Raw genomic sequence first — 23,305 nt, forward strand, 5'->3', positions numbered from 1 at the left:
TTACGAAACGATGCCGTTGCGTATCGATGCCCGAGTGCGTACCCTCATTGCGAAACGAACCCGTATCGAATCGCGGCGCGCGGTGCGCGGCCCGGCGCCGCCGCCCCGTCCGGAGGAGCACTCTCTCGTGGACGTCCAGACCATCCGGCGGCGACGCTGGTACATCCTCGGCGTGCTGACCGTCAGCCTGCTGGTGGTGGTGCTCGACAACACCATCCTGAACGTCGCCCTCAAGACCATCTCCGACCCCGACCAGGGCCTGGGCGCCTCGCAGAGCCAGCTGGAGTGGTCGATCAACTCCTACACGCTGGTCTTCGCCGGCCTGCTGTTCACCTTCGGGGTCGTCGGCGACCGCGTCGGGCGCAAGCGGGTGCTCATCGGCGGCATGGCGGTCTTCGCGATCGCCTCGCTGCTGTCGGCGTACGCGCAGAGCCCCGGGCAGCTCATCTGGGCCCGCGCGCTGATGGGCCTCGGCGGCGCCGCGGTCATGCCGCAGACGCTGTCGATCATTACCAACGTGTTCGAGCCGGACGAGCGTGCCCGCGCGATCGGGCTGTGGGCCGGCGCGGTCGGGCTGGGCGTGGCGATCGGGCCGATGACCGGCGGACTGCTGCTCGCGCACTTCTGGTGGGGCTCGGTCTTCCTGATCAACGTCCCGGTGATCGCCGCGGGGGTGCTGCTGACCGCGTTCCTGGTGCCCGAGTCGCGCAACCCGAGCCCCGGCCGGCTGGACCCGGCCGGCGTGCTGCTGTCCATCGCCGGGCTGGTCGTGCTGTCGTACGGGATCATCCAGGGCGGCGAGAGCGGCGCCTGGCTGGAGCCCGCCGTGCTCGGCCCGATCCTCGGCGGCGTGGCGCTGCTCGCGCTGTTCGTCTGGTTCGAGGCCCGCGCCGAGCAGCCGGCCTTCGACGTCAGGCTGTTCAAGGACCCGCGGATGTCGGCCGCTGTCGCGTCCATCGCGCTGTGCTTCTTCGCCGCGTCCGGGGTGTTCTTCTTCTCCAACTTCTACATGCAGTCGGTGCGCGGGCTCAGCCCGTTGCAGTCCGGCGCGATGGTGCTGCCGTTCGCCGCGGCCCAACTCGTCTTCTCCCCGTCCAGCGCCGCGATGGTGCGGCGGTTCGGCGCCAAGGCGGTCTGCACGGGCGGGCTGCTGCTGGTCACCGGCGCCCTGGCGGGTTACCAGCTCATCGGTACCGGCACCCCGCTCTGGGTGCTCGGCGTGGTCTTCTTCGTCCAGGGCGCGGGCATGGCCAACGTGATGCCGCCCGCGACCGAGTCGGTCATGTCGGCGCTGCCCCGCGAGAAGGCCGGCGCCGGATCGGCGATCAACAACACCGCGCGGCAGGTCGCGGTGGCGCTCGGCGTGGCCGTGCTCGGCTCGGTGGTCGCCTCGGTGTACCGCGACGACCTGTCCGGCCGGCTGGCCGCGCTGCCGCCCGGCGCCCGCGAGGCGGCCGGCGAGTCGATCGGGGGAGCGCACGCGGTGGCCGGACGGATGGGCGCCGCCGGGCAGAGCCTGATCGACCCCGCCAACGCCGCGTTCGTGCACGCCATGCACGCCGCGGCGCTCGCCGGGGCCGTCATCGCCTTCCTCGGTGCGATGGTCGTGCTGAGGTGGATGCCCGGCCGTGGCGCGGGCCCCGGCCCCGGCGACGCGGCAGTCCCGGTCCCGGTCGTGCCGGGGCGGGAGGGGTCCAGGTATGAGAGCGTGACCGGTGATGCCTGAGACGACAGACCGCGCGGCGGCACGGGCCCCCGGCCGGCCGCGCAGCGAGCGCGCCGAGAAGGCGATAACCGAGGCGACGCTGGACCTGCTGGCCGCCGAGGGCGGCGTGGCGGGCGTCTCGATCGAGGCGGTGGCGGCGCGGGCCGGCGTCGGCAAGACCACGATCTACCGGCGCTGGCCCAACAAGGAGGCGCTGATCGTGGACGCGCTCGGCCAGGCCAAGGCGCCGCTGCCCGAGCCGGCCGGGATCTCGGTGCACGAGGACCTGACCGCCCTCGCGCGCGCCCTCGTCGCCGAGCGCCGCCGCAAGCACGGAAAGTGCTTCTGGAACGTGGTCGGCAGCGCCGAGAAGCACCCCGAGCTGTACGCCCGCTACCGGCAGGACGTGATCGAGCCCCGCCGCGAGGTCATCCGGCGGGTGCTGCGGCGCGGGATGGCGACCGGTGAGCTGCGGGCGGGCCTCGACCTCGAGGTCGTGGTCGCGCTGCTGGTCGGCCCGCTCACCATCCGGACGCCGCAGGAGGGGCTGCCCCAGGGCTTCCCCGAGGCGGTCGTCAACACCCTGATGAGAGGCATCGGGGTGGACGCGGAGTGATCCTCCGGCCACTGTTTTCCGGGTGGTAAACGTGATCTTCTCCCCTGATCACGCGTCATGCACCATACTGGCGCTCGGGAGTGGTAAAACCGGCTGTCTGGAGCGCGTCAGGTGAGATCCGTGATGGCGCCGCGAGGCGACGCGCCCGCCAGTGATTCGGCATCCCGCACGGTGTTCGTCGGCATCGACGGCGCCCGGCGGATCGCCCAGTGCGGGCCGAACGTGGCGGCGGTGCTCGGGCGAACCCCGAAGGAGCTGATCGGCCGTCCGGCCGCAGACCTGGTGGGCGAGGAGGGCAAGGCCGAGCTGGAGGCCCTGCTGGAGGCGATCGGCTCCGGCCAGGAGCGCACCGCGGTGCTGACCGTCCTGCGCGGCGAGGGCGCGGCGGCCGACGCCGTGGTCACCGCGCAGCCGATGCTGGGCGAGGACGGCCAGGGCGCCGCCGGGCTGCTGTTCGTCCGGGTGGCGCTGCCACCGAGCGAGCGCTACCAGGACCCGGCGCTGATGCGGCGGGCGCTGCTGGACGACCCGCTCACCCGCTTCGGCGCGTCCCTCGACCTCGACCAGAGCGCGCGCGGCCTCGTCGACGTCATCGTCCCGCACTACTGCACCGCCGCGTCGGTGCTGGTGCTGGAGAGCCTGGTCGCGGCCGACGAGGTGCACGCCGAGTCGGGCTCGGCGGTGCTGCGCCGGCTCGCGGTCACCTCCGACGACGGCAATCCGATGTGGACCGCGACGTTCCCGGCGGGCGAGGTGCTGGTCTTCCCCGAGGGCACCCCGTACCGGGAGGTGCTCGACACCGCGCGGCCCGTCCACCTGCCGCACATCGACGCCGACGCGGCCGGCGACATCGCCAAGCGGTGGCGCCGCACCCCGGTGAGCGAGCTGCTCGGCGACGTGTCGATGGTGCTGCTGCCGCTGATCGCCCGCGACACCCTGCTCGGCTTCATCGCCTGCACCCGGGTGCCCGGCTTCCGCAAGTTCGACGCCTACGACGTCGAGATCGGGATGGAGTTCGCCACCCGCGCCGCCATCGTCATCGACAACGCCCGGCTGTTCAGCCGCGAGCGCGCGACGGCGCTGACGCTCCAGCGCAGCCTGCTGCCGAACCGGCTGTCGGCGCCGACCTCGGTCGAGGTCCGGCACCGCTACCTGCCCGGCAGCAAACTGGTCGAGGTCGGCGGCGACTGGTACGAGTCGATCGCGCTGCCCGGCGCGCGCGTCGCCCTCATCGTCGGCGACGTCGCCGGGCACGGGGTGGGCGCCGCGGTCACCATGGGACGGCTGCGCACCGCGCTGCACACCCTGGCCAACCTGGAGCTGCCGCCCGCCGACGCGCTGCACGTCATGCACGAGCTGATGATCGAGCTCGGCGAGCAGGAGCCGCACTTCGCCACCTGCGTCTACGCGGTCTACGACGCCACCAGCGGCACCATCGAGATCGCCTCGGCCGGGCACCTGCCGCCGCTGCTGGTCGGCCCGGACGGCACCAACGAGTTCCTCGACGTCCCGCCCGCGCCGCCGCTCGGCGTGGCCGGCGGCGCCGCGATCGAGAGCCGCGTGTTCACCGTCGAGGACGGCAGCGTCTTCGTCATCTACACCGACGGCCTGGTCGAGAACCGCGGCCGTGACATCGACGACGGGCTGGCCCGGCTGCGCGGCATCTTCGGCCCCGGCAGCGCGCACCGCCCGATGGAGGACCTGGCCAAGGCGACGCTCGCCGGGGTGTACGCCGACCACCACCGCGACGACATCGCGGTGCTGATCGCCCGGCTGCGCCGGATGCCCGAGGACCGCCGCGCGACCTGGACGCTGCCCGTCGACCCGGCCGCGGTGCGCCGCGCCCGCGGCCTGGTCCGCTCCTGCCTCGACGGGTGGGGCCTGGGCGAGCTGACCTACACCACCGAGCTGCTCGCCTCCGAGCTGATCACCAACGCCCAGCGCTACGCGCCCGGCGGCCCGATCGAGCTGCGCCTGCTGTACGAGCGCACCCTGGTGTGCGAGGTGCTCGACAGGTCGGCGGCGCTGCCGCGGCTGCGGCACGCCGGCGACGACGACGAGAACGGCCGCGGGCTGCTGGTGGTCAGCCAGCTCGCGCACCGCTGGGGCACCCGCCGCACCGCCGCGGGCAAGGTCGTGTGGTGCGAGCAGACCGTGCCGGGCATCGACCCCAGCGCGACCGAGCCCGCGTCCTCGTGGCCGGGCGAGAACCACCACCGCGAGTAGCGGCTCCCGGGCCGGGCGCCGCGACGGGCGACCGGCCTGCGGTGATCTGCCCATGGTGACTGGCCCTGCGGTGACCGGCCTGCGGTGACCGGCCTGCGGTGACCGGCCCGTGGCGGGCGTCAGCCGGCGGAGGGCTCGCGCCAGCGGCTGGTGATGGGCAGGCGCCGGTCGCGGCCGAAGTTCTTCGGGGTGATCTTCGGGCCGGGCGGGTACTGGCGGCGCTTGTACTCGGCCAGGTCGACCAGCCGGATGACCCGTTCGACCAGCGCGGCGTCGTGGCCCGCGGCGACCAGCGCGTCGCGGCCGAGGTCGCGCTCGACGTAGTCGACCAGCAGCGGGTCCAGGACGGAGTAGTCGGGCAGGGAGTCGCGGTCCTTCTGGCCGGGCCGCAGCTCGGCCGAGGGCTCCTTGACGATGATCGCCTCGGGGATCGGCTCGTGCTCGAACGGGTGCAGGAACGGGTGGCCCGGGGTGCCGCGCCGGGTGTCGCGCCAGCGGGCCAGCGCCCACACCATGGTCTTGGTGAGGTCCTTGATCGGACCGAAGCCGCCCGCCGAGTCGCCGTAGAGGGTGGAGTACCCGGTCGCCAGCTCGCTCTTGTTGCCGCCGGTCAGGACCAGGTGCCCGTCCTGGTTGGACAGGCCCATCCAGACGTTGGCGCGGATCCGGGCCTGGAGGTTCTCGGCGGCCAGGCCGGTCAGCTCGAGCTCGGACTCGAACGCGTCGACCATGGCGCCGATCGGCACCAGGCGGGAGTTGAGGCCCTGCCGCTTGACCAGTTCCTCGGCGTCGGTGACCGACCCCTCGGAGGAGTAGCGGCTCGGCAGCAGCACCGCGTGCACGTTGCCGGGCCCGATGGCGTCGGCGGCGATGGTGGCGACCAGCGCCGAGTCGATGCCGCCGGACAGGCCGAGCAGGACCGAGCGGAAGCCGTTCTTGCGGACGTAGTCGCGGGTGCCGAGGACGAGCGCGCCGTACACCTCGGCCAGGTCGTCCAGCGGCTCGGCGAGCGGCTGCGGCGCCACCGGGTAGGGCGGCAGCGGGTCGGCCGAGAGGGTGTACCGGTCGATGGCGATGGACGTGCCGTCGCCCGCGTCCACCGGGGCCGGGTCGGGGCGGGCGGCGGGCGCCGCGTCCGCGGCGGGGAGCGCGAGGTCGACGACGAGGAGGTCCTCGGTGAACTGCGGAGCGCGGGCCAGCAGGTCGCCGTCGGCGCCGACCACGAGGGAGTCGCCGTCGAAGACCAGCTCGTCCTGGCCGCCGACCAGGTTGACGTAGGCGAGGGCGCAGCCGGCCTCGCGGGCGCGCCGGGCGCACAGGTCGAGCCGGACGTCGTCCTTGTTGCGCTCGTACGGCGAGGCGTTGATCGACAGCAGCAGGCCCGCGCCGGCCGCGCCGGTGGCGGCGACCGGGCCGCCGTCCTGCCAGAGGTCCTCGCAGATGACGGTGGCGACGTCGACGCCGTGCAGCCGGACGACCGGGAGCCGGTCGCCGCGCACGAAGATGCGGTTCTCGTCGAAGACGCCGTAGTTGGGCAGGTGGTGCTTGGCCGAGCGGACCAGCACCTCGCCGCCGTGCAGCCAGGCCGCCCCGTCGAGGGGCGACCCGGCGGGCTGGCCCGAGCGGACCAGGCTGACCGCGCGCCGGTCGAGATGCCCGGTCACCACCGGCAGGCCGCCGAGGCCCTCGTCCGCGAGCCGCCGCGCGGTGCGCTCCAGCGCCCGCAGCGACGCCTGGACGAACGAGGTCCGCAGCGCGAGGTCCTCCACCGGATACCCGGTGAGCATCATCTCGGGGAAGGCGACCAGGTGCGCGCCGGCGCCCGCGGCCCGCCTGGTCCATTCCACGATGAGGTCGGCGTTGCCGTCGAGGTCGCCGACGGTCGGGTTCACCTGTGCGAGCGCGATCCGGAGCTGTGCCACGAGGTCAGCTTAGTTCCCCGGGCCTTGTTTCGTCACTCTGACGAAAAGAAGGGTCAGGTGGCGAGGGCCCGGCGGCGCCGGATCGCGGGCCCGAGCGCCATCTGCCCCGCCGCCGCGGCCAGCCCCAGCGCCGCGCAGCTCAGCCAGAGCACGGGCGCGCCGAGGCGGAGGAGCTGGGTGCCGCCGAGCGGTGCCAGCAGGAAGCCGCCCGACCACGCGATCCCGTACATGCCGCTGTAGCGCCCGCGCAGGTGGAGGGGGGCCAGGTCGGCCACGACCGCCTGGATCACCGCCGCGGCGATGATCTCGCCGAGCGTCCAGACCACGATCGCGGCGGTGTAGGCCCACAGCGCGGTGGCCGGCGCGGTGAGCCCGTACCCGAGCGCGACCAGGACGAATCCGGTGGACATCACCCGGCTGTGGTCCAGCCGGCTCAGCCAGGCGCTCACCAGCGGCTGCACCGTGACGATCAGCACCCCGTTGGCCGCGAAGGCCAGCCCGTACGCCTGCGGGCCGAGGCCGTTCTCCTTCATCGCGAGCGGCATCGTGGTCATGCCCTGCATCAGCACGAACGTGTAGACGAGGGTGAGCAGCACGTAGGCGACCATGACCCGGTCGCGCAGCACGTCGGTGAACCCGCCCCGCTCGCGCCCGGCCCCCGGGTCGCGGGCCGGGCGGGTCTCGGGGATCGCCCGCCAGACCAGCACCCCGAAGGCCGCGCAGGTGACCGCGTCGATCCAGAACAGCCACATGAACCCCTGCTCGGCCAGCGTGCCGCCGAGCACCATCGCGACCGCCCAGCCGAGGTTGATCCCCCAGAACAGCAGGCCGAACGCGCGCGGCCGCTCGGCGGGGGAGACCAGGTCGGCGACCAGCGCCTGCGAGGCGGGCCGGTACATGTCCAGCACCAGGCCGAGCAGCAGCGCCGCCGCGGTGATCGCCACGATGCCCTGCGCGTACCCGACCGCGAGCATCGCGGCGCCGGTGGCGACGGTGGCGAAGGTGAGCGTGGCGCGGCGGCCGATCCGGTCGGCGAGGACGCCGCCGACGAGCTGGCCGACGAGCGAGCCCGCGCCCATGACGGCCATCACGATGCCGGCCTGGGCCAGCGACAGGCCCCGCGCGCCGGTCAGGTAGAGGCCGAGGAAGGGCTCGACCATCGTGCCGAGCCGGTTCAGCAGGGTGCCCGCCCACAGCACCCAGAACGGGCGCGGGAGCCCGCCGACGCGGGGGGCCATGAAGGCGGAGAGGCGGCCCCGTGGGGGGATGACGGCCGGGTCGTCCAGTGTGCTCACGCACCGATCCTCACCCGCCGACCCGGTGCCGCGACAATCATTTAGGCTGGGCTGAAAGATCGAGGTCAGACGGGGTGCGGTGGTGATCGAGTTCGTGTTCGCGGCGGACGATGTGGCCCGCGTCCGGTTCGCCTTCTCCCCGCTGTGGGAGCTGGTGCGCAGCCTCCGCGTGCTCGCCGACCCGTCCGGGCACGCGCTGCACCTGCCGTGGGTGCGCGCCGTCCGGCCGCGGCTGCGCGGCCTCGACCTGGAACCGCTCACCGAGCTGGTGCGGCCGTGGGGGTACATCCCCGACTTCCTGACGCCGCCCCCGGCCTCTCCGCTGCCCGACTTCGCCGCCGAGCTGGACATCGTCCGGGCCACCCGGCCCGAGGTGGTCGCCGAGGAGCTGCGCTGGACGGAGCGGGGGAACCGGACCGGACCGCGCCGGCTGGCGATGGCGGCCGACGCCGAACACACCCTGCGGCACGTCTCGGACCTGCTCGAACGCTACTGGACCGCCGCCGTCGAGCCGCACTGGCCGCGGATCCGCGACCTGCTGGAGGGCGATGTGCTGCGCCGCACCCGGGCGCTCGCGGCGCAGGGCGCCGAGGGCGTGTTCGGCGACCTGCACGACGCGGTGTCCTGGCGCACCGGCACGCTGGCGATCGACCGGCGCTGGGCGTTCCACGGAGAGCTCGGCGGGCGCGGCCTGCTACTGGTCCCCAGCGTGTTCGTGTGGCCGGACGTGTCGGTGATGGTGCCGCCCTACCAGCCGATGCTCAGCTACCCGCCGCTCGGCGTGGCGACGCTGTGGGAGACCAGCCCCGCCGCGCCGCCGGACGCGCTCGCCGGGCTGATCGGGCGCCGCCGCGCCGGGCTGCTCACCGCCCTCGGCACCCCGGCCGCGACCACCGAGCTGGCCCGCCGGATGGGGGTGACGCCCGGCGCGGTCAGCCAGCACCTCGGCGTGCTGCGCGCCTGCGGACTCGTCACCGGGCACCGCCTCGGACGCCGCGTCCTCTACATGCGCACGAAGGCGGGCGACGCCCTGGTGGCGGCCCCGTCCGACTGAACGGCCCGCGGCGTCAGCGCAGGGAGGCGAGGCCGTCGAGGCGGGCGGCAGGGCGGCGGCCGGGTGCGGGGGAGGACAGGCCCGCCTCCGGACCGTACCGGCCCGACTCGATGAGCCACTCCACGTGGGCGCGGGGCGTGTCCAGCAGCACCCGGACGACCTGGACGGCGGCGTCGCGCTGCTCGTCGGTCGGCCGCAGCAGGTCGAGCATCCCGGGCAGCGTCCGCGCCGCGGCCGCCACGTCGCCGATCCGGATCGCGATCCGCTCCACGACCCACTCGCCGGCCTTGCCGGGGTCGATGCCGTAGGCGGCGGCGAGGACGCTCGGCATGTTGTGCGCGTCGTCGCGGGCCGCCTCGCACACGTGGGAGACGAGGTCGTTGGTCCAGGCGACGATGTCGGCGGTGCCCTCGGTGACGGTCCGCCAGTCGGGCGTGGCCAGCAGCCGCACCGGCACCTCCACGCCGAGGACCGGTTCGATCAGGTCGTACATGAACGGGCCGCACGCCCGCCTGCGCAGCGCCGCGTACGCCTTCAGCGACGGGACGCGCCCGACCCGGCGGTTGACGGCCTCCTCGGCGCAGCCGTCCCGGTTCTCCTCCATATGCGCGAGGAAGCGGCGGCGCCAGTCGCGGCTCGTCCCGGCGGAGGTGGCCTGCCACAGCTCGACCAGCGTCGACTCCAGGGGCCGCGCGCCCGGCCGGGCGTGGCCGCACCGGACGCCGCGCAGCAGGTCGTCGTACAGGCCGTGCACGGCGGTGGCGCTGCCCGCGAACGGCGCGTGGTCGACGGTGTCGTCCAGCGCGAAGGTCCAGGTCAGCCAGCGGGCGAACAGGTCCACCCGGTCCAGGTCGGCGGTCGGGAAGGCGCGCGCGGCCAGCCGCTCGCACCGGGCCCGGCCGAGCGGGGTGGTGTCGGGCTCGCCGAGGACCAGGCCGCGCCCGCGCGCCCAGGCGTCCACCCGCTCGCCGAGCGGCCAGGCGTCCGGGCGCATCGCCGAAGGGGCGGCCAGGGCGGCCACCCGGTCGGTCAGTGCGTGCAGCAGAGAGACGTCCACGGTCCGTCCACGCTAATGATCACTTGTGATCCGGGCCGGTGACCGCCACGTCAAGTTTCGGGAAACGGGACGGAAACAGGGAAGAGGACAAGCGAACGTATCGGCCTGCCACAGCGGGCATCCGGCGTGGCATAGTTCGGTGATCATCGAGATCAACAGGAGGAAAGCGTGCCCAGACGAACCCCCCGGCGTCCGGCACTCGTCGCCGGCCTCGCCGTGCTGGCCCTTGCCGCGGCGGCTTGCGGCGGCAGCGACGGCGCCACCGTGCAGGGCGTGAAGCTCCTCAAGGCGGGCGCGCTCACCTCGTGCACCCACCTGCCCTATCCGCCCTTCCAGGAGGAGAAGGGCGGGAAGGTGGTGGGCTTCGACGTGGACCTGGTCGACCTCGTCGCCAAGAAGCTCGGCGTCACCCAGAAGGTGGTCGACACCCAGTTCGAGACGATGAAGACCGGTTCGGCCCTGAACGCCAACAAGTGCGACATCGTCATGGGCGGCATGACGATCAAGCCCGAGCGCGTGCAGACGATGGACGTGACCAAGCCGTACTTCGACGCCGCCCAGACGCTGCTGGCCAAGAAGGGTTCGGGGCTCGCCTCGCTGGACGACGTCACCGCCAAGAAGGCCAAGCTGGGCTCGCAGGCGGGCACCACCGGCGAGGACTACGTCAAGGGGAAGAAGCTCGACCCGCGCTCGTTCGACAACTCCCTGGCCGAGCTGGACGGGCTGCGCACCGGTCAGGTCGACGTCATCGTGCAGGACTACCCGGTCGTCCAGAACTGGCTGAAGGACCCGGCCAACGCCAAGTACGAGATCGTCGCCAACCTCAACACCGGCGAGCAGTACGGGTTCTGGACCCGCAAGGGCTACAACCCCAAGCTGATCGAGCTCACCAATCAGGTCATCGCCGAGACCAAGGCCGACGGCACCTACAAGAAGCTGTACGAGAAGTGGGTCGGCCCGATGCCCAGGACCGGCGGCGCGTCGTGACGGCTGAGCCCGTCAAGGCGGCGGCGCCGGCCGGGATGTCCCGCCGGCGCCGCCGCCAGTTCGCGCTCGGTGGCCAGTACGGGCTGCTCGGGGCCGTCGTGCTGGCGGTCGCGCTGCTGGCCAACTGGTCGCAGCTCCAGGAGAACTTCGCCAACTTCGGCAAGGCCAGGGACCTGTTCCCCGAGATCCTCACGATCGGGCTGCGCAACACCGCGGCCTACACCGGCCTCGGGTTCGGCATCGGGCTGGTGCTCGGGCTGGTCATCGCGCTGATGCGGCTGTCCTCGGTGCTGCCGTACCGCTGGTTCGCCACCGCCTACATCGAGATGTTCCGCGGCCTGCCGCTGCTGCTGATCTTCATCTTCGTCGGCGTCGGGGTGCCGCTGGCCTTCCCCGGCACCAACATCCCCGGCGGCGCGGCCGGGCAGGCCGGGCTGGCGCTCGGGCTGGCCGCGGCGGCCTATATGGCCGAGACGATCCGGGCGGGCATCGAGGCGGTGCCGAAGGGGCAGCTCGAGGCGGCCCGCTCGCTCGGCATGCCGCACGGCCGGGCGATGGTCTCGATCATCATCCCGCAGGCGTTCCGGATCATCATCCCGCCGCTCACCAACGAGCTGGTGCTGCTGTGCAAGGACTCCTCACTGGTGCTGTTCCTCGGCATCTCGCTGGAGCAGCGCGACCTGACCAAGTTCGGCCGGGACCTGGCCGGCCAGCTCGGCAACACCACGCCGATCGTGGTGGCCGGCCTGTGCTATCTGATCATCACCATCCCGCTGAGCCTGCTGGCCCGGTGGCTGGAGGCACGGCAGCGGAGGGGGCAGCGATGAAGGACGGCGCGAGCGCCATCGAGATCCGCGACCTGTACAAGTCGTTCGGGACGAACGAGGTGCTGCGCGGCATCGACTTCCACGTCGACCCGGGCGAGGTGGTGTGCGTCATCGGCCCGTCCGGGTCGGGGAAGTCGACGCTGCTGCGCTGCGTCAACCTGCTGGAGCTGCCGAGCGCCGGGACGGTGCGCGTCGCGGGCGCCGAGATCACCGATCCGGAGGTCGACCTCGACGCGGTGCGCCGCCGGATCGGCATGGTCTTCCAGTCGTTCAACCTGTTCCCGCACCTGACCGCGCTCGGCAACGTGACCATCGCGCAGCGCAAGGTGCTCAAGCGGGCCCGGGACGAGGCCGAGCGGATCGGCCGCGCGAACCTGGAGCGGGTGGGCCTGGCCGACAAGATCGACGCCTATCCGGGCAAGCTGTCGGGCGGCCAGCAGCAGCGGGTGGCGATCGCCCGCGCGCTGGCGATGGGGCCCGAGGTGATGCTCTTCGACGAGCCGACCTCGGCCCTGGACCCGGAGCTGGTCGGCGACGTGCTCGGGGTCATGCGCGGCCTGGCCGAGGAGGGCATGACCATGCTGGTGGTCACGCACGAGATGAGCTTCGCCCGCGAGGTCGCCGACCGGGTGGTGTTCATGGACGGCGGCGTGGTGGTCGAGGAGGGCCCGGCGGCCCGGGTCGTCAGCGACCCCCGGCACGAGCGCACCCGCTCGTTCCTGTCCCGGGTGCTCGACCCCGCCGCGGCCCCGGCTCACGGGCCCGCGGGGGACGTTCCCGGGTAAGGCGTCACCGAAGGGGTCGCGACTGTGCCGGGACGGGGCCCGTATGGCACAGTTGAGGTGCTGGTATGTGTGTTTCGCCCTGGTCCGTGGGGGTGCGGCGGGGTCCGCCGGGAGGCGTACCCCGAACCGTAACGTCGCGGTAACAGCGACGAGGCATACTTCGAACAGCCAGGCCAGCCGGTACCTGCGGAAACACCGTTTGACGGGGCCCGCCACGGGCACCCGTCGAGGTATCGGCACCGCACCATGAGGGAGAAGGCTTTGGACCGTCAGCAGGAGTTCGTGCTCCGCACGCTGGAGGAGCGCGACATCCGCTTCATCCGGCTGTGGTTCACCGACGTGCTCGGGTTCCTGAAGTCCGTGGCGGTCGCGCCCGCCGAGCTCGAAGGCGCCTTCGGTGAGGGCATCGGCTTCGACGGCTCCGCGATCGAGGGCTTCGCCCGCGTGTACGAGGCCGACATGATCGCCAAACCCGACCCGGCCACCTTCCAGGTGCTGCCCTGGCGCAGCGAGGCCCCGGGCGTCGCCCGGATGTTCTGCGACATCCTGATGCCCGACGGCACGCCCAGCTTCGCCGACCCCCGGTACGTGCTCAAGCGGTCGCTGGCCCGCGCCGCCGATCTCGGATTCACCTTCTACACCCATCCCGAGATCGAGTTCTTCCTGTTCAACGACAAGCCGGAGGACGGCCGCGAGCCGGTGCCGGCCGACGCCGGCGGCTACTTCGACCACACCCCGCACAGCGCCGCGCACGACTTCCGGCGCAACGCGATCATGATGCTGGAGTCGATGGGCATCTCGGTGGAGTTCAGCCACCACGAGGGCGCCCCCGGCCAGCAGGAGATCGACCTGCGCTACGCCGACGCGCTCACCACCGCCGACAACATCATGACGTTCCGGCTGGTGATGAAGGAGGTCGCGCTCGAACAGGGGGTGTTCGCCTCGTTCATGCCCAAGCCGTTCACCGAGCACCCCGGCTCGGGCATGCACACCCACATGTCGCTGTTCGAGGGCGACCGCAACGCCTTCTACGAGCCCGGCTCGGAGTTCCAGCTCTCCAAGGTCGGCCGCGCGTTCATCGCGGGCGTGCTGCGGCACTCCGCCGAGATCACCGCGGTCTGCAACCAGTTCGTCAACTCCTACAAGCGGCTGTGGGGCGGCGTCGGCTCCGCCGCCGGCGCCGGCGGCGAGGCCCCCTCCTACATCTGCTGGGGGCACAACAACCGGTCCGCGCTGGTCCGCGTCCCGATGTACAAGCCGCACAAGGGGCACGCGACCCGCATCGAGTTCCGCTCGCTCGACACTGCCGCCAACCCCTACCTGGCCTTCGCAGCCATCCTCGGCGCGGGCCTGAAGGGGATCGAGGAGGGGTACGAGCTGCCGCAGGGCGCCGAGGACGACGTCTGGGCGCTGACCTCGGCCGAGCGGCGCGCACTCGGCATCGAGCCGCTGCCGCAGAGCCTCGACGAGGCGATCCACTACATGGAGCGCAGCGAGCTGATGGCCGACGTGCTCGGCGAGCACGTCTACGACTTCTTCCTGCGCAACAAGCGCCAGGAGTGGGAGGAGTACCGCCGCCAGGTCACCGAGTTCGAGCGCAAGCGCCTGCTCGCCGTCCTCTGACGAGGGCACGGCACGAGCGGACGAGGGGGCACGCCCATGCGGGAGTGCCCCCTCTCACGTTCCTCCTGGCGCGCCGGTCAGTCCAGCAGGCCGCCGCTGCCGAGTTCCGCGCCCTGCCCGTGGAGGTTCAGGTCACGGGTGTCGAACGAGACGGCGCCCGGCTTCCCGGCGAGCGGATCAGTGCAGCAGGCTGCCGCCCAGCTCGGCGGTCCGGCCGAAGATGCGCAGGTCACGGGTGCTGAACGAGATGACGCCCTTGGTCGCGACGCCCGACCGGGTGCCCTTGAAGAAGAAGATCCGGCCCTCGTCCTCGTTGTTCTGCGCGCCGGTGGTGAACTCGGCCAGCCCGTCGCCGTCGAGATCGGCCAGCCGGGTCTGCCAGCCGAACCCGTCGTGGTCGCCGGGCTCGCTCGGCACTCCGGGGGTGTTCTGGTCGAAGAGCTGGGCGCCCTTGTTGGTGAGGCCGGAGGCGCTGCCGTACAGCACCGCCGCCGAGTCGAGCGGCCCGTTCCCGTCCCCCATGGTGGGGACGCTCACCGACACGTCCGCCTTGCCGTCGCCGTTGATGTCGCCGACGGAGATGCCCCTGTTGAACGAGTGCCCGCCGAAGCCCACGTACGCCGGGGCGGCGAGGCCCGTGGCGGTGCCGAGCCGCACGGCGACCCGCTTCGGCGCGCGGACGTCGACGGTCACCAGGTCGGCCTTGCCGTCGCCGTTGACGTCGCCGGAGGCGGCCTCGTAGCCCATCCCCTTGCCGCCCTTGGGGGCGTACACCTTGCGCGCCCCGAGGCCCTTGGCCGTGCCGAGGCGCAGCTCGGCCCAGTACGGGACGTCGTCGCTGTCGCCGTCGTCCTTGGCCACCACGACCGCGAAGTCGTCGCGGCGGTCGCCGTTGAAGTCGCCGACGACCGGCTGGAGCAGCCCGGTGACCGCCGGGCCCTCGACCGCGGTCCGGACGCCGGCGCCCGGCTTGGCGCCGACGTCCAGATAGGTCAGGTAGGCCCGGGGCCCGGACCGGACGAGCAGGTCGGGCCTGCCGTTGCCGTTGAAGTCGCCGGTCCGGGCCTCGCGGGCGTCCGGCACCGTGAGGACGGCCTTGCGGGTGGTGAGCCCCTTCGCGCCGCCGTAGACGATGACGACCTTGGTCTTGGCGGCGATCCCGGACGTGGCGACCAGGTCGGCGTAGCCGTCCCCGTCGAAGTCCGCCGACACCAGCTCCATGGTGCCGAAGTGGGTTCCGGCGGGGAGCCCGAGGCTCTTGGCGCTGATGATCTGGCGCGACGCGGCGTCCGGGCCGCCGGGCTTGCTGTACACGACGGTGACGAACCCGGCGAGGTCCTGGCCGTCGATCTTGCCCTGCTGGCTGGCGTTGGCGCTGTCGCGCAGGCCGTCGCCGTTGAAGTCGCCGGACACGGCGGTCGTCTTGCCGGCGGCGGCGACGGGGGCCGCCTCCACCTGCCCGCCGTCCTGGGTCAGGGCGACTGCTGTCACCGTGCCGAGCGTCGCCGTGAGTGCCGCGCACGCGGCGGTGAGGGTCCGTCTTTTCAAGGGAGCTCCCGTTGTGGAGGGACTGCGACGTGACCGAGGCTCGGCGGGGCGCCATTCGGTCTTCAATGTGAAGATGACGCCGGGGGGTCACCGCAGGTTCACCCGCGCGGTGATGGAATCGAGATCATGCCGGTGGCGTGCTCGCGGCACCGGCGGCGGGCGGGCCGATTACGGTAGAGGTCGTGAGCGAGCCGCGGACTCCTGATCGCCGTCGTACCCTGGCCGGACGCCTGGCCCGGCTGGGTTTCACCGACGCCGGGCGGGCGGGCCGGCTGCTGGACGGGTCGGGCGCCGCCCTCGGCGACGAGGTGCTGGAGGCGCTCGGTGCCGCGCCCGACCCCGACCTCGCGCTCGACGGGCTGCTGCGCCTGCTGGCCGCCGCCGACGAGCAGGATGCGGGCGAACGGCCGGCGGGCGCGGGCGGTCCCGGCGACGCCCGCGAACGCGACGTCGGCGCGGGCCTGCGCGCCATGCTCGCCGACGATCCCGGCACCCGCGAGCGGCTGCTGGCGGTGCTCGGCGTCAGCGCCGCCCTGGGTGATCACCTGGCCCGCCATCCCGCGCACTGGCAGGTGCTGAGACCCGCCGACCCGATCCACCCCGCCGGCCCGGACGCCCCCGGCCCGGACGCCCCTGCCCGGGACGCCTCCGCCCGGGACAGCCCGGCTCCGACCCCTCCGGCCCCGGACGATCACGTGGTGGACGCGTACGAGTCGCGCGGACGGCCCTCCGCCGCCGAGCTGCGGGTCGACCTGCTCCGCGCGGTGGGGGCCGATCCGGCGCGGGACGAGCCGGTGGCGCGCGACGCGCTGCCGGTGACCCTGGTGGCGCTCCGCGTCGCCTACCGGCGGCGTCTGCTCGCACTGGCGGGCCGCGACCTGACCGGCGCCGCCGAGGTGGAGGAAGTGGCGGGCGAGCTGGCCGACCTGGCCGCCGCCGCGCTGGAGGCGGGCCTGGCCATCGCCCGCGCCGAGGTCCCGGGGCACGGCTCCTGCCGGCTCGCGGTGATCGGCATGGGCAAGTGCGGCGGCCGGGAGCTCAACTACGTCAGCGACGTCGATGTGATCTTCGTGGCCGAGGTGCGCGCGGGGTGCCCCGAGGACGGGGCGCTGCGCACCGCCACCCGGCTGGCCTCGGCGATGATGCGGGCCTGCTCCGACAGCACCGTCGAGGGCCCGCTGTGGGAGGTGGACGCGGCGCTGCGGCCTGAGGGCAGGTCCGGGCCGCTCGTGCGCACCCTGGCCAGCCACCGCGCCTACTACGAGCGCTGGGCCAAGACGTGGGAGTTCCAGGCCCTGCTGAAGGCGCGGCCGGTCGCCGGCGACGCCGAGCTCGGCCGCCGCTACCTGGACGCCGTCACCGAGATCGTGTGGGACGCCGCCGAGGGCGAGCGGTTCGTCGAGGACGTCCAGGCCATGCGGCGGCGGGTCGAGGCCGACCTCAACCAGCGCACCGCCGAGGCCGAGCGCCAGCTCAAGCTCGGGCCGGGCGGGCTGCGCGACGTGGAGTTCGCCGTCCAGCTCCTCCAGCTCGTGCACGGACGCGGTGACGAGAAGCTGCGCAGCCCGACCACGCTCGACGCGCTGGCCGCCCTATCCCAGGGCGGCTACGTCGGCCGCGACGACGCGGCGGCGCTCGCCTCGGCCTACCGGTTCCTGCGCCGGGTCGAGCACCTGATCCAGCTGCACCGGCTGCGCCGCACCCACGTGGTGCCGGACGACCCCGCCGACCTGCGCCGCCTCGGCCGCGCCCTCGGGCTGCGCACCGACCCGGTCGGGGAGTTCACCGCGCTGTGGCGGCGGCACGCCCGCGAGGTCCGCCGGATCCACGAGAAGCTGTTCTACCGGCCCCTGCTGCGCGCGGTGGCGCGGCTGCCCGGCGACGAGGCCCGGCTCACCCCGGAGGCGGCCCGCGCCCGGCTGGAGGCGCTCGGCTACGACGACCCGGCGGGCGCGCTGCGGCACATCGAGGCGCTTACGGCGGGCGTCTCCCGGCGCGCGGCGATCCAGCGGACGCTGCTGCCGGTCATGCTCGGCTGGTTCGCCGACGCCCCCGACCCCGACGCGGGCCTGCTCGGCTTCCGCCGGGTCAGCGAGGCGCTCGGCGCGACACCGTGGTACCTGCGGCTGCTGCGCGACGAGGTGACGGTGGCCGAGCGGATGGCGTGGATCCTCGGGTCCAGCCGCTACGCCACCGACCTGCTGCTGCGCGCGCCCGAGGCGGTCGCGATGCTCGGCGGCGCGCTGAACCCCGGCTCGGCCCCGCGCCCGCGCGGCGGCCCCGGCACGCCCCCGTCCGGCGCGGGCGGCGACAGCGCGGGTATGCCGCCCGCGCCGCTGTTCCCGCCCGTCCCGCCGGCCGAGCCGGTCTTCCCGGCGCCGGAGCCGCCGCCGGGCCCGCCCGCGCCGCCGGCGCCCGTGCCGGGCCTGACGGTGGTGCCGGTGTCGCCCGCGCCGACCTCGTCCATCCGCGGGCCGGACGGGGCGCTCGCGCCGCGCCCGTTCGAGGCGCTGCGGACCGAGGCGCTGGCCGCCGTCCGCCGCCGCGACGACTCGGGCGCGGGCGACGGGGCCGTCCCGGCCGAGGACGCGGTCGCGGTGGTCCGCGCGCTGCGCCGCCGCGAGCTGTTCCGGGTGTCGGTCGCCGACCTGCTCGGCATGGTCGACGTCGCGACGGTGGGGGAGGCGCTCACCGACATCGCCACCGTCACCCTGGAGGCCGCGCTGCGGGCGGCGGCCGGCAAGGTCGAGCGGGCCGGCGGCGCGCCGCTGCCGACCCGGATGGCGGTGGTGGCGATGGGCCGCTTCGGCGGCCACGAGCTCGGCTACGGCAGCGACGCCGATGTGATGTTCGTGCACGACCCGCTGCCCGGCGCCGACGAGCGCGAGGCGAGCCGCGCCGCGCACGCGGTCGCCGAGGAGCTGCGCCGGCTGCTGTCGCTGCCCGCCCCGGACCCGCCCCTGGAGATCGACCCCAACCTGCGGCCCGAGGGCCGGCAGGGCCCACTGGTGCGCACGCTCGCCTCGTACGCGGCCTACTACGCGCGCTGGTCCGAGCCGTGGGAGGCGCAGGCACTGCTGCGCGCCGACCCGATGATCGGCGACCCCGGGCTGTGCGAGCGGTTCCGCGCGCTGATCGACCCGCTGCGCTGGCCCGAGGACGGCATCGGCGACGACGCCGTCCGGCAGATCAGGCGGCTCAAGGCGCGGATGGAGTCCGAGCGGCTGCCGCGCGGCGTCGAGCGGCGGCTGCACATCAAGCTCGGACCCGGCGGGCTGGCCGACGTGGAGTGGGTCGCGCAGCTCTTCCAGCTCAGGCACGCCCACGAGGTGCCCGCGCTGCGCACCACCCGCACGCTGGCCGCGCTCGACGCGGCGGTGGGCGCCCGGCTGCTGGCCGCCGGCGACGCCGAGGTGCTGGCGGACGCGTGGCGGCTGGCCACCCGGATCCGCGGCTCGATCATGCTGGTCCGGGGCCGCGCGTCCGACCTGCTGCCGACCGACCACCACAGGGAGCGCAGCTCGACCACCCGCATCCTCGGCTACCCCGGCACGGGCGACCTGCTGGAGGACTACCGGCGGCACGCGCGGCACGCCCGCGCGGTCGTCGACCGCGTCTTCTACGGCGCGGCCGACTGACGCCGCGCCGCGGCCCGGCCCGCCGCCGACCGTCCGGGGAGGACGGCGCGCGCGGCGCCTAGCCCCAGGCCGAGCGCGTACCCGCAGGCCAGGGCGCCGGCACCCGCGACGGCGTCGAGCAGGTAGTGGTTGCCCGTCCCCATGATCGCCACGGTGGTCAGCGCCGGGTACAGCGCGGCGAGCGCCTTCACCGCCGGCCGCCGGGCGACGCCGATGATCACCACCGCGCACCACAGTGCCCAGGAGACGTGCATCGAGGGCATCGCCGCGTACTGGTTGGACACCGAGGAGGCGGCGGGCGCCGAGGCGTAGACGCCCCAGGTGCCGAAGCTGGCCACCGTGTCGGTGAACCCGGGCAGCATCCGCGGCGGGGCGAGCGGGTAGAGCCAGAACCCGGCCAGCCCGAGCACCGTGGTGGCGAACAGGAGCGTCCGGCGGGAGCGATAGAGCTCGGGCCGCTGGATGTAGAGCCAGACCAGCACCCCGATCGTCATGGCGAAGTGCATCGTGGCGTAGAAGTAGTCGCCCGCCACGGCGAGCGGCTGATGCGCCATGAACAGGCGGTTGAGGCGGTACTCGACGTCGAGGTGCGTCAGGTATTCGAGGTGGAGCAGTTCGTACGCGTGGTGCACCGCCAGCGCCGGGTCGGGCGGCACCAGGTTGCGGACCGCCTCGTACACGCCGTAGCACACCAGCACGAGCAGCAGCTCGGACCACAGCCGCGGCCGGCCGGACGCGTGCCGCCCGTCGGGCCCGGCCGCGCCGCCGGCCGGGTCCGGGCCGGTCTCCGGGGCGCCCGCCGGTCTGGCCATGCACTCCAGGGTCTCAAACGCCGGCCCGGCCCCCGCCACCGACCGTCACCGAGTCGCCACGCGGACGGTCCGGCCGCCCCGCGGCCCGCAGGACCAGGTGCGCCGTGCGCCCCCGCAGCAGTAGCAGCCATGCCGGGCAGCGGTGGTACAGCGCCCAGGCCAGCCCGAGCGACCCGGCGATCACCGCGACCCCGACCACCGCGTCCAGCACGTAGTGGTTGGCGGTGGACAGGATGACGAACACCGTGGTGGCGGGGTAGAGCACCCCGAGCACCTTGGCCCACCGCTGCGAGGCCAGCCGGAACAGCACGTACCCGCACCACAGCGCCCATCCCGCGTGCATCGACGGCATCGCGGCGTACTGGTTGGTGAGGCTGCCGGAGGCGTCGCTGGCGTACAGGCCGAACGAGTGCAGCACGGTCACCGGGTCGACGAACCCCTCGCTGTGCAGGAACCGCGGCGGGGCGAGCGGGTAGAGCCAGAAGCCGAGCAGCGCGACGCCGGTCGCCACCATGATCGACGTGCGCAGCCAGCGGTACTCCCGGGCGCGGTACCGGTAGATCCAGACGACCACTCCGAGCGTCACGGTGAAGTGCGCGGTGGCGTAGAAGATGTTGGCCGCCCGCGCCAGCCAGGGCACTTGGAGCAGCATCTGGTTGAGCCCCAGTTCCACGTCCAGCCCGAGGAACCGCTCGGCGCGCAGGATCTGGTCGGCGTGGTTGAAGGCGGGGGTCGTCCCGTCCTGGACCAGCACGATGCGGGTGAGCATGTACCCGCTGTAGAAGAGTGCGATCAGCAGGAGTTCGCGCCACACCGGAGGGGCGCTGATCCGTGCCGTCAGGGACCGGGGGTGGTGGCGCGGGACCTGGCCGCCGGCCGCTTCGGCGTGGCCTCGGCGAGTTGTAGGGGGGGCGGTTTGGGCCATGTTACCTATCTTTGCTCCGGGGCCCTTCGTTGAGATCACCGCGGCGAATGGTCTTCATCTCAGACCTGAGTAGTACGACCCTGACCCGACATCCGGTCTTCCGGGGGAGGGCGCCCGGGGTTCGGCGGGAGAACCGCCGGTCGGGAGGCCGCCGGACGCGATCAGGAATCAGCGCGGGAGACCGTGGGTAGGTCCTGACCGCCCCCTCATGATCGGAACGGAGGGGACAAATGGCGCACAAGGAGTCGAAGTCGGTCATTGTGGCGGCGGGTGCCGTGGCCGCAATCGGCCTCACCGGGCTCGCCGCGTGCGGTGGCGGTGCCGAGACCGCCGACGGTGCGGCCGCCACCGGCGGCCTGGCCGCGCTCCCGTCCGCGCTCACCGGCCAGAGACCCGAGTGGAAGAAGTGCGAGGGACTGCCGCCCGAGGCGACGCAGAGCCGGTCCGAGGCGCCGTCCGGCGGCCCGTCCGAGGCCGGGCCGACCTCGCCGGTGTTCCGATGCGCCAAGGTCAGGGTGCCCCTCGACTACGCCAAGCCCACGGGGGAGACGATCGAGCTCGCCGTCATCCGGACCCGGGCGACCCAGCCGCAGCGCCGGATCGGGTCGCTGCTGTTCAACTTCGGCGGGCCGGGCGGGGACGGGGTCCGCACCCTCGCGCAGGCGGCCGGCGACTACGCCTCGCTCGGCACCCGGTACGACCTGGTCGGCTTCGACCCCCGCGGAGTGGGCGAGAGCGACCCGGTCACCTGCGTCGACGACAAGCGGATGGACCAGATCACCGCCGAGGACGACTCGCCCGACGACCCGGCGGAGGAGCGCGCCTACGCCGCGTCCGAGCTGTCCTACAACCAGGGGTGCAGGGCGCGCTCCGGAAAGCTCCTCCCGTTCGTCGGGACGATCAGCGCGGCCCGCGACATGGACGTGATCCGCACCGCGCTCGGCGACGCCCGGCTGCACTACTTCGGCATCTCCTACGGCACCTGGCTCGGCGGCAGCTACGCCCACCAGCTCCCGAAGAACGTGGACCGGGCGGTGTTCGACGGCGCCGTCGACACCAAGATCAGCACCGCCGACCTCGGCCTCCAGCAGGCGGCGGCGTTCCAGCGGGCGCTCGGCAGCTTCGGCACGGCCTGCGCCCGCCTCGGCCCGGCCGCCTGCCCCCTCGGCCGCGACTCCACCCAGGTCGTCGCGTCGATCGGCCGGCTGCTGAACGGCCTGGACGCCGCGCCGCTGAAGACCGCGAGCGGCCGGACGCTGACCCAGAGCCTCGGCGTCACCGGCGTCACCGCCGCGCTCTACTCCGAGCAGGCGTGGCCGATGCTCGCGCAGGGCGTCACCGAGGCCGTCGAGCGCCAGGACGGCACCACTCTGCTCTCGCTCGCCGACCTCCAGCTCGGCCGGCAGGAGGACGGGCACTACAGCAACCTCATCGCCGCCAACACCGCGATCACCTGCGCCGACACCACCGACCGGTACACCGTCCAGGACGTCCGGCGGCTGCTGCCGCGGTTCAGCAACGCCTCGCCGGTGTTCGGGCCGTCGATGGCATGGGGACTGCTCCAGTGCACGGGCTGGCCGGTCAAGGGCGACGACGCGGCCCAGAACGTCTCCGCGCCGCACGCCGCGCCCGTCGTCGTGGTCGGCAATACCGGCGACCCGGCCACCCCGTACGCCTGGGCGCCCGCGCTGACCAAGGAGCTCGGCGGCGCCGCCACGCTGGTCACCCTCCGGGGCCAGGGGCACGGCGCCTACGACACCGGCAACGCGTGCGTGCGCGCCGCCGTCGACGGCTACCTGCTGGACGGGAAGGTCCCCGCCAACGGCACCACCTGCACCTGACGGTCAGGCCGTGGTCTCGGGGACGACCTGGTCGACCTGCATGGGGTCCCGGAGCGCGTTGCCGACGGTGCAGTACTTGTCGTGCACCCGTCCGGCGACCGCGGCCAGCACGCCGGCGGCCTCGTCGTCCCCCTCCGGGAGCTCCACGTCGTAGGTGAGCGTGATGGTGCCCAGCCTGCTGGTGGCGATCTTGTCGGCCGCCACCGTCGCGGCGAGCCGGACCATCCGGTGCCCGCGCTGCGCGGTCAGCGGCTCGACGGTCACCAGCTCGCAGCCGCCGAGCGCGGCCAGGAGCAGCTCGACCGGCGTGAACACGCCGTCGGTGGCGGAATCGCCGATCGCCACGCGCGCGCCGCGGTCGTTGGTGGCCTCGAAGCCGTCGCCGGTGCGCTCCACCCTCACCTCTGGCATGACATCCCCTTGATCGTCGTGGAACTTGCACCA

17 protein-coding genes are annotated in these 23,305 nt (G+C 73.6%); 10 read left to right on the plus strand and 7 right to left on the minus strand.

Features of this window, described 5'->3' with window-relative positions; genetic code table 11:
* Nucleotides 1-127: 127 nt before the first annotated feature.
* The 3 genes from OHA34_RS35055 to OHA34_RS35065 all read left to right on the plus strand — a co-directional run bounded on the left by OHA34_RS35055 (nt 128) and on the right by OHA34_RS35065 (nt 4,547).
* The gene (locus OHA34_RS35055) at nt 128-1,726 is read left to right on the plus strand and encodes an MFS transporter (RefSeq protein WP_285937011.1); all 1,599 of its coding nucleotides are present in this window, start codon (nt 128-130) and stop codon (nt 1,724-1,726) included.
* Complete coding sequence (locus OHA34_RS35060; RefSeq protein WP_285937010.1) at nt 1,719-2,321, plus strand: TetR/AcrR family transcriptional regulator; 603 nt, start codon at nt 1,719-1,721, stop codon at nt 2,319-2,321. The genes OHA34_RS35055 and OHA34_RS35060 overlap by 8 nt, the downstream gene beginning before the upstream one ends.
* 123 nt (nt 2,322-2,444) lie before the next feature.
* Nucleotides 2,445-4,547, plus strand: coding sequence for a SpoIIE family protein phosphatase (locus tag OHA34_RS35065; RefSeq protein WP_285938560.1), 2,103 nt, complete (start codon nt 2,445-2,447; stop codon nt 4,545-4,547).
* 119 nt (nt 4,548-4,666) lie between these two features.
* On the opposite strand, the gene OHA34_RS35070 is transcribed toward OHA34_RS35065, so the two are convergent.
* Together OHA34_RS35070 and OHA34_RS35075 are read right to left on the minus strand one after the other, a co-directional pair.
* Nucleotides 4,667-6,469 carry an NAD+ synthase gene (locus OHA34_RS35070; protein ID WP_285937009.1) on the minus strand — a complete coding sequence of 601 codons (1,803 nt, stop codon included), beginning with the start codon at nt 6,467-6,469 and terminating at the stop codon, nt 4,667-4,669.
* 53 nt (nt 6,470-6,522) lie between these two features.
* Nucleotides 6,523-7,764, minus strand: a complete 1,242-nt coding sequence (locus OHA34_RS35075; RefSeq protein WP_329520051.1) for an MDR family MFS transporter — start codon at nt 7,762-7,764, stop codon at nt 6,523-6,525.
* A gap of 82 nt (nt 7,765-7,846) precedes the next feature.
* Here OHA34_RS35075 and OHA34_RS35080 point away from each other — a divergent pair, with 82 nt between their 5' ends.
* Nucleotides 7,847-8,818 (plus strand): ArsR/SmtB family transcription factor, encoded by a 972-nt coding sequence (locus tag OHA34_RS35080; RefSeq protein ID WP_285937008.1) that lies wholly within the window; start codon nt 7,847-7,849, stop codon nt 8,816-8,818.
* Nucleotides 8,819-8,831: 13 nt separating this feature from the next.
* Here the strand turns inward: OHA34_RS35080 and OHA34_RS35085 are convergent, their stop codons facing one another.
* Complete coding sequence (locus OHA34_RS35085) at nt 8,832-9,875, minus strand: terpene synthase family protein (RefSeq protein WP_285937007.1); 1,044 nt, start codon at nt 9,873-9,875, stop codon at nt 8,832-8,834.
* 168 nt (nt 9,876-10,043) lie between these two features.
* Between OHA34_RS35085 and OHA34_RS35090 the strand changes: the two genes are divergently transcribed.
* The 4 genes from OHA34_RS35090 (at nt 10,044) to OHA34_RS35105 (ending at nt 14,097) form a co-directional block, all read left to right on the plus strand.
* Nucleotides 10,044-10,862 (plus strand): ABC transporter substrate-binding protein, encoded by an 819-nt coding sequence (locus OHA34_RS35090; protein WP_285937006.1) that lies wholly within the window; start codon nt 10,044-10,046, stop codon nt 10,860-10,862.
* The gene (locus OHA34_RS35095; RefSeq protein ID WP_285937005.1) at nt 10,859-11,689 is read left to right on the plus strand and encodes an amino acid ABC transporter permease; all 831 of its coding nucleotides are present in this window, start codon (nt 10,859-10,861) and stop codon (nt 11,687-11,689) included. Before OHA34_RS35090 ends, OHA34_RS35095 begins: the two co-directional genes overlap by 4 nt.
* Nucleotides 11,686-12,474 (plus strand): amino acid ABC transporter ATP-binding protein, encoded by a 789-nt coding sequence (locus OHA34_RS35100; protein WP_285937004.1) that lies wholly within the window; start codon nt 11,686-11,688, stop codon nt 12,472-12,474. The genes OHA34_RS35095 and OHA34_RS35100 overlap by 4 nt, the downstream gene beginning before the upstream one ends.
* A gap of 261 nt (nt 12,475-12,735) precedes the next feature.
* Nucleotides 12,736-14,097 carry a glutamine synthetase family protein gene (locus tag OHA34_RS35105; protein ID WP_285937003.1) on the plus strand — a complete coding sequence of 454 codons (1,362 nt, stop codon included), beginning with the start codon at nt 12,736-12,738 and terminating at the stop codon, nt 14,095-14,097.
* Between the two features lie 177 nt (nt 14,098-14,274).
* Here OHA34_RS35105 and OHA34_RS35110 read toward each other — a convergent pair whose 3' ends face one another.
* Nucleotides 14,275-15,588 (minus strand): FG-GAP repeat domain-containing protein, encoded by a 1,314-nt coding sequence (locus OHA34_RS35110; protein ID WP_285937002.1) that lies wholly within the window; start codon nt 15,586-15,588, stop codon nt 14,275-14,277.
* 239 nt (nt 15,589-15,827) lie between these two features.
* Between OHA34_RS35110 and OHA34_RS35115 the strand changes: the two genes are divergently transcribed.
* On the plus strand, nt 15,828-19,283 hold the full coding sequence (locus OHA34_RS35115; RefSeq protein ID WP_285937001.1) for a bifunctional [glutamine synthetase] adenylyltransferase/[glutamine synthetase]-adenylyl-L-tyrosine phosphorylase: 3,456 nt from the start codon (nt 15,828-15,830) through the stop codon (nt 19,281-19,283).
* Here the strand turns inward: OHA34_RS35115 and OHA34_RS35120 are convergent.
* Both OHA34_RS35120 and OHA34_RS35125 read right to left on the minus strand, forming a co-directional pair.
* Nucleotides 19,265-20,095 carry a phosphatase PAP2 family protein gene (locus OHA34_RS35120; RefSeq protein ID WP_285937000.1) on the minus strand — a complete coding sequence of 277 codons (831 nt, stop codon included), beginning with the start codon at nt 20,093-20,095 and terminating at the stop codon, nt 19,265-19,267. The two genes, OHA34_RS35115 and OHA34_RS35120, sit on opposite strands and share 19 nt — an antisense overlap.
* A gap of 13 nt (nt 20,096-20,108) precedes the next feature.
* Entirely contained in the window at nt 20,109-20,909 is an 801-nt protein-coding gene (locus OHA34_RS35125; RefSeq protein WP_285936999.1) for a phosphatase PAP2 family protein, read from the minus strand.
* Between the two features lie 341 nt (nt 20,910-21,250).
* Here OHA34_RS35125 and OHA34_RS35130 point away from each other — a divergent pair, with 341 nt between their 5' ends.
* Nucleotides 21,251-22,861: an alpha/beta hydrolase gene (locus OHA34_RS35130; protein WP_329520052.1), complete on the plus strand. Its 1,611-nt coding sequence runs from the start codon at nt 21,251-21,253 to the stop codon at nt 22,859-22,861.
* Between the two features lie 3 nt (nt 22,862-22,864).
* On the opposite strand, the gene OHA34_RS35135 is transcribed toward OHA34_RS35130, so the two are convergent.
* Nucleotides 22,865-23,272, minus strand: coding sequence for an OsmC family protein (locus OHA34_RS35135; RefSeq protein ID WP_285936997.1), 408 nt, complete (start codon nt 23,270-23,272; stop codon nt 22,865-22,867).
* Nucleotides 23,273-23,305: the final 33 nt, after the last annotated feature.

This window comes from Spirillospora sp. NBC_01491 (assembly GCF_036227065.1).
Lineage (GTDB): Bacteria > Actinomycetota > Actinomycetes > Streptosporangiales > Streptosporangiaceae > Spirillospora > Spirillospora xylanilytica.